Annotated in this window: 11 protein-coding genes; 3 read left to right on the top strand and 8 right to left on the bottom strand. The window is 71.7% G+C overall.

The genetic code is table 11. From position 1 onward, the window contains the following. The 8 genes from MLY01S_RS00765 to MLY01S_RS00730 all read right to left on the bottom strand — a co-directional run. Positions 1-554, bottom strand: a 554-nt coding sequence (locus tag MLY01S_RS00765) for a GNAT family N-acetyltransferase (RefSeq protein ID WP_082739482.1), incomplete at its 3' end; no start/stop codon positions are given. After that, complete coding sequence (locus tag MLY01S_RS00760) at positions 551-1,048, bottom strand: glutaredoxin family protein (protein WP_070638844.1); 498 nt, start codon at positions 1,046-1,048, stop codon at positions 551-553. The genes MLY01S_RS00765 and MLY01S_RS00760, both read right to left, overlap by 4 nt. Then, positions 1,045-1,926, bottom strand: a complete 882-nt coding sequence (locus MLY01S_RS00755) for an inositol monophosphatase family protein (protein ID WP_067188269.1) — start codon at positions 1,924-1,926, stop codon at positions 1,045-1,047. The genes MLY01S_RS00760 and MLY01S_RS00755 overlap by 4 nt, the downstream gene beginning before the upstream one ends. Further along, positions 1,923-4,340, bottom strand: a complete 2,418-nt coding sequence (ligA, locus tag MLY01S_RS00750; protein WP_067188351.1) for an NAD-dependent DNA ligase LigA — start codon at positions 4,338-4,340, stop codon at positions 1,923-1,925. Before ligA ends, MLY01S_RS00755 begins: the two co-directional genes overlap by 4 nt. A gap of 86 nt (positions 4,341-4,426) precedes the next feature. Next, on the bottom strand, positions 4,427-5,227 hold the full coding sequence (locus tag MLY01S_RS00745; RefSeq protein WP_067188266.1) for a PP2C family protein-serine/threonine phosphatase: 801 nt from the start codon (positions 5,225-5,227) through the stop codon (positions 4,427-4,429). A 6-nt stretch (positions 5,228-5,233) separates the two neighbouring features. Continuing rightward, positions 5,234-6,307, bottom strand: a complete 1,074-nt coding sequence (locus MLY01S_RS00740) for an adenylate/guanylate cyclase domain-containing protein (protein ID WP_082739487.1) — start codon at positions 6,305-6,307, stop codon at positions 5,234-5,236. An 8-nt stretch (positions 6,308-6,315) separates the two neighbouring features. Next, the gene (locus MLY01S_RS00735) at positions 6,316-6,873 is read right to left on the bottom strand and encodes a PH domain-containing protein (RefSeq protein WP_067188261.1); all 558 of its coding nucleotides are present in this window, start codon (positions 6,871-6,873) and stop codon (positions 6,316-6,318) included. Between the two features lie 47 nt (positions 6,874-6,920). Further along, positions 6,921-7,730: a biotin--[acetyl-CoA-carboxylase] ligase gene (locus MLY01S_RS00730; RefSeq protein WP_067188259.1), complete on the bottom strand. Its 810-nt coding sequence runs from the start codon at positions 7,728-7,730 to the stop codon at positions 6,921-6,923. A gap of 210 nt (positions 7,731-7,940) precedes the next feature. Here MLY01S_RS00730 and MLY01S_RS00725 point away from each other — a divergent pair, with 210 nt between their 5' ends. From MLY01S_RS00725 to MLY01S_RS00715, 3 genes are all read left to right on the top strand, one after another. After that, complete coding sequence (locus MLY01S_RS00725) at positions 7,941-9,527, top strand: acyl-CoA carboxylase subunit beta (protein ID WP_067188256.1); 1,587 nt, start codon at positions 7,941-7,943, stop codon at positions 9,525-9,527. After that, positions 9,524-9,823 (top strand): acyl-CoA carboxylase subunit epsilon, encoded by a 300-nt coding sequence (locus tag MLY01S_RS00720; protein WP_245232056.1) that lies wholly within the window; start codon positions 9,524-9,526, stop codon positions 9,821-9,823. The genes MLY01S_RS00725 and MLY01S_RS00720 overlap by 4 nt, the downstream gene beginning before the upstream one ends. A gap of 477 nt (positions 9,824-10,300) precedes the next feature. Continuing rightward, positions 10,301-11,749, top strand: a complete 1,449-nt coding sequence (locus tag MLY01S_RS00715; RefSeq protein ID WP_067188253.1) for a polysaccharide biosynthesis tyrosine autokinase — start codon at positions 10,301-10,303, stop codon at positions 11,747-11,749. The last annotated feature ends 2 nt before the right edge of the window (positions 11,750-11,751 follow it).

Raw genomic sequence — 11,751 nt, 5'->3', positions numbered from 1 at the left:
GGCGGGATCCCGGGGATGACCTCGGAGAGCATCCAGTCCCGGCTCGGCACGTGCTCGAATCCGTAGGCGGTGTAGAGCCGCTGTGCCCCACGCATGGAGAGCACCGTGGACAGCACCACGGCGCGCACGCCCTCAGTCTGCCTCGCCCGCTCGATCACGGCCTCCACCAGGGCTCGGGCCACACCGCGGCGGTGCAGGTCCGGGTGCACGGCGAGCATGCGGAACTCGAACTCGTCCTCGTAGGCGACCTCGGCCCAGGGGTGGCCGTGCGGGGCGAGCACCACGGAGCCGGCCACGCGGGGCCGGCCGTCCACGGGGACCTCGGCCACGAGCACCTCGGCCTCGGCGGCGCGGGTGGCCACGTCGCGGAGCTTGGGCAGGTAGGCGTCGTCCGGCTTCACGTGCCCGCCCTGGACGTAGGCCTGCTCGGTCAGCTCCGCCACACAGGCGTAGTCCGCCTCGGTGATCGGACGCACGACGACGGCCGTCCGCCCTTCGTTGTCCGCACCCCCGGTGGACGTGGTCGGCGTGGCCTGCTGCTCGTCTGAGCTCATGCGCCCCTCCTCCGTGCGGCCGCCTGCAGCATCTGGCGCAGGCGTGCGATGTTCTTCTCACCGGTGACCACCACCGCCTGGCGGCGGCTGACGGCGGTGGGGACGGTCTCGTCCGGCCGGCCCTCGAGCACGCCCGTGCGGCGTTCGTGGGCCTCCCAGAGCTGGGCGCGGCCCTGCTCGTCGGTCCAGACGTTGACCCAGTAGGCGGTGTCCCGCTCCTGTGCGCTCAGGCTCCGGATGAGCTTGAGGCAGAACTGGCAACCGGGGCGCCAGTAGAGCACCACTCCCCCGTTCGCCACATGTTCCTCGACGCCGGAGGCCGGGCGGGAGGAGACCTTCATGGCCGGCCAGTACCAGACGCCGAAGGCGGCGATCAGCAGTCCGGGGATCACGAGCCAGATGTTGCCGTCGATCGCGCCCCAGCCCGCGAAGGCCAGGCCGAAGCAGACGAAGACCACTGGGTAGTACCAGGGCTGTCCGAACAGTCTCCTCATGCCATCGCCGTCCGCAGGGTCGTCTCCAGCCCGCCGAGGTCGCCGGCCAGCATCCAGTCCGGGTGGGCGTCGCCGTCGGGGTGGGCCGGGCGCACCACGGGCACGCCGGCCTCCTCGGCGATCAGGGCACCGGCCGCCCAGTCGTACTCCTGGGTGCCGTACTCCGCGTAGGCGTCCAGGGTGCCGTCCGCGACCATGCACAGGTCCAGGGCGGCCGAGCCGATGCGGCGGACGTCCCCGAACTCTGCGAACACCGCGGCGAGCGCCTGGACCTGGCGGGCGCGGCGTTCGGCGTCGTAGCCGAAGCCGGTGGCGATCAGCCGCCCCGAGCGGCCCGGCACGGGGCCGGTGAGCCGCACGGGAGCGTCACGGTCCTCGCGGGCGGAGGCGGCCGTCGTCGCGTCCACGGTGGAGTGCGCGCCGCCGCCGGCGTGCGCGTACCAGGTGCGGCCGAGCGCCGGGGCGACGACGGCCCCCGCCAGCCAGCGCCCCTCCCCGTGGCCGTCCGGTCCCCAGACCGCCACGGACGTGCAGAACTGGGGGATGCCGCGGATGAAGTTGGTGGTGCCGTCCAGCGGGTCGATGGACCAGCGGTACCCGGTGGGATCGTCCGGGACCGTGGCCCCGTACTCCTCACCGGTGATCTCGTCCTGCGGCCGGTAGCCCGAGATCACCGCGCGCACGGCATCCTCGGCGCGGCGGTCGAAGTCGGTGACCCAGTCCGAGCCGGAGGACTTCGTCTCCGCGCCCAGTGAGGCCGCGGTCAGCGGGGTCGCCGGGTGTACGGCGGTCCAGCGCTCGTTGAGCACGGCGGCGCCGGCACGGGCGGCGGCCCGGGCGACGGCGAGCAGTCCGGCGGGGGTGACGGCGGCGCTCACCTGTCCTCCTCCGCACCCTCGGACGCAGCGCCCTCCTTGGCGTCAGCGCCCTCGTCGCCGTCCACGGCCTCTTCGGCGAAGGCCTCGGGTCCTTCGGCGAGCAGTCGCTTGAAGCCGTCCTCGTCCAGCACGGGGACGCCGAGGGACTCGGCCTTGTCCAGCTTGGAGCCGGCGGAGGCGCCGGCCACCAGGAAATGGGTCTTCTTGGACACGGAGCCGGAGGCCTTGCCGCCGCGGACCAGGATGGCCTCCTTGGCAGAGTCGCGGCTGAAGTCCTCCAGGGTGCCGGTGACCACCACGGTCACTCCCTCCAGGGTGCGCGGGGTGGACTCGTCCTGCTCGTCCTCCATGCGCACGCCGGCGGCGGCCCAGGCCTCCACGATCGCCACGTGCTCCGGCACGGCGAACCACTCCACCACCGCCTCGGCGATGATCGGTCCGACGCCGTCCGTCTCGGACAGGCGCTCGACGTCCTTCGCCTCCGCCACCTCGCGCAGCGCGTCCATGGAGCCGAAGGCCACGGCCAGGGAGCGGGCGGCGGTGGGGCCGACGTGCCGGATGGACAGCGCCACGAGCACCCGCCACAGCGGCTGGGACTTGGCCTTCTGAAGCTCCTCGAACAGGCGCAGGGTGTTGGCGGTCGGCGCGGACGGCTTCTTCGCGGAGCCCTGGGTGAAGAACGCCGGCTTGAGCTCCCACACGCCGGACGGCACGAACTTCCCGTCCACCTTGGTGCGCTTCTCCCGCCAGACCCGGACGTCGCCGAGCGAGCGCTGCAGGTCCGTCAGGCCGTCCTCGCCGCGGGGTCCGGTGATCTCCTCCGGGGTCCCGGTGGCGAGGTCGAAGACCTGGGCGGTGGAGGTGAGCACGCCGGCACCCTCCGGGGTGACCACGCCCTCCTGCCCTGCCGGGTCCGGGCCGGGACCGGTGGTGAGCCAGACGGCGGCCTCCTCGCCGAGCGCCTCCACGTCGAAGGCGCCGCGGGAGGCGAGGTGCTCCATGCGGCCGGCCAGCTGGGCCGGGCAGGTCAGGGAGTTCGGGCAGCGCAGGTCCACGTCCCCCTCCTTGGCCGGGGCCAGGGCGGTGCCGCAGGACGGGCACTCGGCGGGCATGACGAACTCGCGCAGCTCCTCGCCGGCGGCCTCGGCCTTCTCACGGAGCGGCAGCACGGGGCCAACCACCTCGGGGATGACGTCGCCGGCCTTGCGCAGCACCACCGTGTCCCCGATGAGCACGCCCTTGGCCTTGACCACGTCCTGGTTGTGCAGGGTGGCCATGGAGACGGTGGACCCGGCGACCGTGGCCGGCTCCATCACCGCGTACGGGGTCACCCGCCCGGTGCGGCCCACGGAGACCTGGATGTCCAGCAGCTTCGTGTGGACCTCCTCCGGCGGGTACTTGTAGGCGGCGGCCCAGCGGGGCACGCGGGAGGTGTGGCCCAGGGCCCGCTGGTCCGCGAAGTCGTCCGCCTTCACCACGATGCCGTCGATCTCATGCACCAGCTCGTGGCGGCGCCGGCCGTACTCGGCGATGACCTCGAGGATGCCCTGCAGGGCCGTGTCCCCGAGCCCGGTCACGGTACGGGTGTACGGGCTGGTGGGCAGACCCCAGCCGGCGAGCGCCTCATAGGTCTCGCCCTGGCTGGACAGGTCCAGGCCGGAGTGGGCGCCGATGCCGTGGACGAACATGCTCAGCGGGCGGGCGGCGGTGACCTTGGGGTCCTTCTGGCGCAGCGAGCCGGCGGCGGCGTTGCGCGGGTTGGCGAAGGGGGCCTTGCCGTCCTCGGCGCGGGAGTCGTTGAGAGCGCGGAAGTCCGCGGAGGACATGAAGACCTCGCCGCGGACCTCGAGGTCCTCCGGCCAGCCCTCGCCCTCCAGGCGCTGCGGGATGGAGCCGATGGTGCGGACGTTGTGGGTGACGTCCTCGCCGGTCACGCCGTCGCCGCGGGTGGCTGCCCGGGTGAGCACGCCGTTCTGGTAGCGCAGGTTGACGGCGAGCCCGTCGATCTTGACCTCCACGAGCCAGCGCGGCTCGGCACCGGGGCGGGCGGCCGCCACAGCCTCGGCGGTGCGGCGGAACCAGACCTCGAGCTCGCTCTCGGAGAAGAGGTCCTCGAGGGAGTACATGCGGGCGCCGTGGGTGACGGGGGCGAAGGCCTCGGAGGCCTCGCCGCCGACCTCCTGGGTCGGCGAGTCGTTGGCCACGATCTCCGGGTGGAGGGTCTCGAGGTCCTCGAGGCGCCGGTAGAGCCGGTCGTACTCGGCGTCGGAGAGCTCGGGGGCGTCCTTCTGGTAGTAGGCAGTGCGGGCGGCGCGCACCTGCTCCACCAGCTCCTGGTACTCCTCGCGCAGGGAGGCCTGCGGGGTGTCCTCGGCGTCCGATACATGCGCCTCGGCGGCGGTGTCGGCGGGCACGGCGGACTCGGCGTGGGGTTCCTTCTGGGCAGTCACGGCCCCAGCCTAGTGAACGGGCGGGGCGGACACCGCCGGCGGCGCCCTGCTCAGTCGGCGGTCGGCTCCGCCTCTGCGGCGGCCTCGGCGTCCTCGGGGATCTGCACGAGCACCACGGTGACGTTGTCCCGGCCGCCGCGCCAGAGGGCGGCCTGGACGAGGGCGTCCACGGCGGACTGTGGGTCCGTGTTGTCCTCGAGCAGGGCGAGGATCTCCTCGTCCAGCAGCTCGCCGGTCAGGCCGTCCGAGCAGAGCAGGAAGCGGTCTCCGGGCACGGCGTGGACCTCGCCCACGTCCACGACGAGCTGCTCGGTGGTGCCGAGGGCGCGGGTGATGACGTTGCGGCGCGGGTGCACGCGGGCCTCATCCGGTGTGAGCTCGCCGGCGTCCACGAGCATCTGCACGGCGGAGTGGTCCACCGTGAGCTGCTGCAGCACCGGGGAGCCCGCCGGGCGGCGGTAGACGCGGGAGTCGCCGACGTTGGCCACGGCCCAGCGCCCCTCCGCGGGGTCGAGAGCGGCCAGCAGGGTGAGGGTGGTGCCGGAGCCGTCCGGGCCCTGCTCGAGCACCGCCTGGTGGGCGGCGTGCACGAGCTCGCCGAGACCCTCGAGGGACGGGCCGCCCTCGACCTCGGCCAGGCGTGCGAGGCCGTCGTCGAGGGCACGCACGGCGGCGGCGGAGGCCACCTCGCCGGCGGCATGGCCGCCCATGCCGTCTGCGACGGCGGCCAGGAACACGGGGTCGGTGAGGACGGTGTAGGAGTCTTCGTTGAGCTCGCGGACGGCGCCGACGTCCGTGCGGGCGGCCACCAGCGGATGCTGTGGGGACGTCTGGTCAGTGGAGTCGGTCATGCATCCTCATCGGTCGAAGTCGAGGCCGTCGGCGGACGCGGCCAGCAGCATGGAGGGTCGGATCTCCCCGAAGCCGCGCACGATCTGCGGCGGCTGCGGGACCAGGACGAAGCGGTCGTCCCGGGCCAGGGCGGCGGCGGTGAGAGAGTCCACCAGGACGGTGCCCGGATCGGCCAGCACCGTCAGCCGTGCGGCCAGGTTGACGGTGGGGCCGTAGATGTCTCCGAGGCGGGAGAGCACGCGTCCCCAGGTGAGGGCCACGCGGGCCGCCGGCAGCACCGGGTCCTCGGACATGGCGCGGGCCAGGTGCAGGGCGATCCTTGCGCCGACCTCGGGGGTCTCGGCGTTGAAGAGGACCTCGTCTCCGATGGTCTTGACCAGCCAGCCGCCCTCGGCCGTGATGATGTCCGCGGCCCTGGCCTCGAAGCGCTGGACCATGCGGGCCAGGGTCCGCTCGTCCATGGTCCGGGACATGGAGGTGTAGGAGACCATGTCCGCGAAGCCGACGGCGCGGGCCAGCGGGAGCGGGGCGTCGTCCTCGGAGCCGTCTCGGCCCCGCTCGGAGGCGGCCAGCCCGGCTTCCACGTTGACCGTGAGGCGCTGGACGGCGTTGTTCAGCTGGCGCCGGTAGACGGTCTGCATGACCTTCTCCAGCGGGGTGATGAGCTCCGGGAGCATGTCCACCACCTCGCGGCGGGCCTCCGGGTCGGACATCCCGGAGGCCACGCGGTCCTCCACGAGGGCCTCGATCTGCCACACCACCATGCGGTCCGTCATCTGGCCGATCGAGCGGGCCAGGGAGCCTGCGGTGGCCTCGGTGAGCACGCCGCGGCGGACGAGGGACAGGATGACCTCGAAGGACTCGAGGTCCGCGGCGGTGAAGACCTTCTCGCCCTCGGGCACGTGGGAGAAGCCGAGGGACTGCCAGATGGGGCGGGCGGACTCGGCGGGTATGCCGAGCCGCTCGGCGGCCTCCTCGCGGGTGTACCTGCGCGGGCCCACCACGAGCCCGGCGTCCAGGGTCCGCATGGCGGTGGTCCAGCCGGGGTTCTGCGGGAGCGCGTCGCGGTCGCGCGGCATGTGGTCGGTCACCGGCCCCACCTTCCGGTGTGCGTTCCGGCGGCGTGGCGCGGGACGGCGGCCCAGGCGCGCTCGCTCCGGCGGCGGGCAGAGACGGTCTCGTCCGCCATGGCGGCCTCGAAGCGCTCGATCTCCGGGACGTTCGTCAGGCGCCAGTAGACCTGCTGGAAGGCATCCTGGAAGGTGACGTGCAGGTCCCCGGCGCCGGAGCCGCGGCGGCGCTGCTCCACGGCGGCGATGCTCAGCAGCGGCATGGACCGCTCCCCGCCTCCGAGGGGGCCGGACTGCACCAGGCGGTCCGAGGTGAGCACCACGGTGCGAGTGGCCCACCGCCACAGCGGGCGGACAGTCCCCAGCAGCACCACGAGGGCGGCGATCACCATGGCGGCCGCACGCAGCGGCGTCACGTACTGCGCCAACGGCGCGGCAAGGTCCGGCCGTTCCAGCCAGCCCACCACGAAGGCCAGGGCGGCGGCGGTGAGGACCAGGACGGCGCCGGCGCCGAGCAGCTGGCGCGGGTGGGCGCGCGTGCGGATCACGACGTGCTCGTTCTCCTCGAGTCGCATCGCCCCTCCTTCATGTCTGCGCGGGCGGGCACGCCGCCAGGCGGCGGTCAGTGCGCACGGCGGACGTCTCCGCGCAGGTGGACCACGTCCCCTGCGCTGATCTCACGCACCGCCATCTTCTCATGGCCCCCCGTGGCGAATGCCACACGCAGGGTCCCGCCGGGGCCGAGTCCGACGGCCTCCCCCTCGAGCACCTCTCCACCGGGCAGCTCGGCCCGCACCTGCCGTCCCAGCGTGGACAGATGGTCCACGACGCCGGCCACGCACCCGTGCGTGCCGTCCACCACCCCGCCGTCGGCGGGCAGGGCGGCGGCCCAGCCGCGGACCCGGTCCAGGACCGCCGCGTGGATGCGGGCGGCCAGGTCCCGGGGGGTGGGAAGCTCCTCGGCAGGCATCCAGTCCGAGAGTGCGGTGGCGGTCTCCACGGGGACGCCGGCGCGGTGGTCCACGTTCACGCCCATGCCGACGGCCACGCCCCCGCCGGGGGTGACCGCGGCGAGCACGCCGCACAGCTTCCGGCCGTCCGCCACCAGCACGTCGTTGGGCCACTTCAGGTGGGCCGGGACACCGAGCTCCCGGACGACGTCCACCACCGCAGAGGCCACCACGAGCGAGAGCCAGGAGTAGTGCTGCACGCCGACCGGCGGCCGCCAGGCCGCCGGGGTCAGGTGGACGGTCAAGGCGAGGGCCGTGCCGGGCGGAGTCGTCCACGTACGCCCCTGACGCCCACGGCCGGCGCGCTGGTCCGCGGAGGCGAGGGCGCCGCCGTCGGGAAGCCCGGGGCCGCCGGGGGCGAGCCTGCGCAGCAGCTCGTCCTGCGTGGAGTCCACGGTCTCGAGCCAGATCATCTCGGTCATGACCTCTACCTATACCGCAGTGCCCTGCACGGCTCCTGCAGAGTCCGGCCGGTGTTTTGGAGGTTTCCTCCAAGCCGACGACGACGCGGCGCATGCCTAGACTGGCGAATTGCGGCAGTTCCGGCCAGCCTTCTGGACCAGGAGGGATTGTCCGAACCCTGCAATCCGCCGCAGGACGCACGAGAACGCACCGTCGCAAGGAGAGCATCCGTGACCTCACCGGACCTGACCACCACGGCCGGCCGCCTCGAGGACCTGCATCAGCGCCTCGAGAAGACGCAGGCCCCCAGCGGGGAGGCCGCCGTCGAGCGCCAGCACTCCCGCGGCAAGGGCACCGCCCGCGAGCGCATCGAGATGCTCCTGGACGAGGGCTCGTTCGTGGAGCTCGACGCCCTGGCCGTGCACCGCACCACCGCGTTCGGCATGGACGCCAAGCATCCGGCCGGCGACGGCGTGGTGGCAGGCTTCGGCACCGTGGACGGCCGCCAGGTGGCCGTGTACTCGCAGGACTTCACCGTGTTCGGCGGCTCGCTGTCCGAGCGCAACGGCCAGAAGATCGTGAAGGTCCAGCAGTTCGCCGCCCGCAACGGCTGCCCCGTGGTCGGCATCCTGGACGGCGGCGGCGCCCGCATCCAGGAGGGCGCGGCGTCCCTGGCCCAGTTCGCGGACATCTTCCGCGCCAACGTGCTCGCCTCCGGCGTGGTCCCGCAGATCTCCCTGATCATGGGCCCCTCCGCCGGCGGCGCCGCCTACTCCCCCGCCCTGACGGACGTGGTGGTCATGGTGGACAAGACCTCCCACATGTTCATCACCGGCCCGGACGTCATCAAGACCGTCACCGGCGAGGACGTGGACATGGAGACCCTCGGCGGCGCGCACTCGCACTCCACCACCTCCGGCACCGCCCACTACATGGCCGAGTCCGAGGAGGACGCCATCTCCTACGTGCAGGAGCTGCTCGAGTTCCTGCCGTCGAACAACCTCGCCGAGGCCCCCGTCTTCCCGGCCCCGGCGGACCTGGAGGTCACCGAGGAGGACGAGGAGCTGGACACCCTCGTCCCGGACTCGGCCAACCAGCCGTACGACATGCTGGACGTGATCGGCTCCGTGGTGGACGACGGCCACATCCTGCAGCTGCAGGAGCTCTACGCGCCGAACGTGATCACCGGTCTGGCGCGCATGGACGGCATGTCCGTGGGCGTGGTGGCCAACCAGCCGATGCAGTTCGCCGGCACCCTGGACATCGCCGCCTCGGAGAAGGCCGCCCGCTTCGTCCGGTTCTGCGACGCCTTCAACATCCCCATCCTCACCTTCGTGGACGTCCCCGGCTTCCTGCCCGGCACGGACCAGGAGTTCAACGGCATCATCCGCCGCGGCGCGAAGCTGATCTTCGCCTACGCCGAGGCCACCGTGCCGAAGCTGACCGTGATCACCCGCAAGGCCTTCGGCGGCGCGTACATCGTGATGGGCTCCAAGAAGCTCGGCGCGGACCTGAACCTGGCGTGGCCGTCCGCGCAGATCGGCGTGATGGGACCGCAGGGCGCCGTCAACATCCTCTACCGCAGGGACCTGGCCGCCGCGGCCGAGGCCGGCGAGGACGTGGAGGCCACGCGCGCCCAGCTGGTGCAGGACTACGAGGCCGAGCTGCTCAATCCCTACCAGGCCGCCGAGCTCGGCTACGTGGACGCCGTCATCCCGCCGTCCCACACCCGCGTGAACCTGCTCAAGGCGCTGCGGGCCACCCTGCACAAGCGCGAAGCCCGGCCCGCCAAGAAGCACGGGAACATGCCGCTGTGAGCACCGAGCAGAACCCGGAGCGCTTCGACGCGGACACCACCGCCGCCGAGGAGACGCAGGAGGCCGTGCAGATCTCCGGCGCCCACCTGGAGCCGGAGGAGATGGCCGCGCTGACCGCCGTCATCCACCAGCTGCAGGCCGGCGCTCCCCCGGTGGAGAGCGAGCGCGGGGGCCGCGAGCAGCACCGCCCCTCCGGCCCGCGCGGCGTGGACCGCACCCTGGACCGCCGCCAGCGGCTCGGGCTGTGGGCCCGGCCCGGTTCCGGCCAGTGGCGGCGGGGCGAGGGGCCGCAGTGACCGGAAACCAGCATCGTCCGCTGACTCCGGACACCTGCATCCGCGCCGTCCGAGTCCCGTGGGTAGAGGTGTCCCCCGATGAGGTCTATGTAGCCCCTGATCCCTCATCCGCATATCGGTTGCACGAGCCCAGCCTCAGCGTTTGGCGGGAGGCGCTCGGCACGACGACGGCCCGTGAGATCCGCGAGCGTCTGGCCGCGGCAGGATCATTTGCCGATGCGCCGTCCACCCGGCAAGTCCTCGCCCAGGTCTGCGCTTTGAGACGACTAGGTTTGATCGAGTGAATCTCCAGTGAGACGACGTCAACGGCACTGACCTGCTCAGCGTCACCTACACTAAGGACGAACGAATTCTCGATGCACGTAGAGGGCATGCCATGTTCCTGGCCATGCCCAGCCCACAGTTCGACCATTTCGTCTCCGCTTCGAAGGACCCCCTGTGACCACAGAATCGCCCATGGCACCAGCGCCCCCCGTCATGAGCCTCTCCAAGGCCATGTCAATGCTCCAGAGGCACTGGATGATCCTCGTTGCTGCGCCGCTCATCGGCGTCCTGCTGGCCGGACTCTGGGTCCTGACGCAGAACCCTCGGTACGCCTCTACAGCTAACGCGCTGGTGGTGGTGGGCAACAGTGAGAGCCTCGGTGTCGCCCTCACAGCGGACAACCTGGCCAAATCAAAGGCCCAGCAATACGCGCTGCTGGGAGAGTCCCGCGCCGTTTCGGACAAGGCGGTGGAGGAACTCCCTTTCGACCTGAGTTCCGGTGAGGCGCTGAGGAATGTCGAGGTGGCCTCCACGAGCGGCAGCGCCCAAATCGTCGTCCGTGCAGAGGATTCCTCACCGGAACGTGCCCAGCAGCTGGCCTCCGCATGGCTAGGGGCACTTGAGGCACAGGCGACCGAGGTAGAGGCCGGGGGCATCGCAGGCCAGTCCATCATCTCGCTCGAAACGCTCTCCGACGCCTCCCTCCCTTCCGCCCCCTCCAGTCCCAATTTGCCACTCGCCCTCTCCATCGGCGGCGCCTTGGGGTTGCTCGCGGGACTCGGCGTCGCCGTCGTCCGGCATGTGCTGGACAACAAGATCCGATCTGCGGCTGCTCTGGAGAGCCGGTTCGGCCTGACCATCCTCGGCACGGTTCCGGAGTCCACCCGTTCCGCGAGAAACCGACGCCGCCGCGATGGCGGCGACGTCATTAACCTGGCTGGCCGTGTCGACGGTGAGACGTCGCCGAAACAGCATCAAGATAGCTTCCGGCTCACCGAGTCGTTCAAAGAGCTGCGAACCAACCTGCAGTTTCTCCGTCCGGACGAAGCCGTGAGCATCGTCACGGTCACCTCGGCGCACCCGGGTGAAGGGAAGTCCACGGTGGCGGCCAACCTGGCCGTCACCGTCGCCGAGTCCGGCCAGCGGGTTGTCCTCGTGGACGGCGACCTCCGTCGCCCCGTCGTCGCAGAGAACTTCGGCTTGATCTCTACCGTGGGTCTCACAGACGTAGTCCTGGGACGCGTCGAACTGGCTGACGCGCTCCAGACGGTGGGGAATCGACCGTCGCTTCAAGTGCTCGCGTCGGGCCCCATTCCGCCGAACCCATCTGAGATCCTCGCATCCGACCGTTTCAACGACCTCATCAACGCCCTCGCCGAGGACGCCCTAGTCATCATCGATGCACCGCCTCTCCTACCTGTCACGGACGCGGCCATCCTTGCCCGCCGATTCGACGGATGCCTCCTGGTCGTCAGCGCCGGTCGCACCACGTACGACGAGTTCAGCAAGGCCGTCTCAAGCATCCGCAAAATCGATGGAGAGGTTCTCGGCGCGGTGCTCAACCGCGTCCCAGCGTCGGGCACCGCCGCGAGCGCCTACCAGTACTACGGGGCCACCTACTACACTGCAAGTCAGCAGCAGGACGTTGCAGGCCGGTCCTGACA

This window comes from Micrococcus lylae NBRC 15355 (genome assembly GCF_001570885.1).
GTDB lineage: Bacteria > Actinomycetota > Actinomycetes > Actinomycetales > Micrococcaceae > Micrococcus > Micrococcus lylae.
The sequence above is the reverse complement of the archived record's forward strand: the minus strand, read 5'-3'. Positions and strand labels throughout refer to the sequence as shown.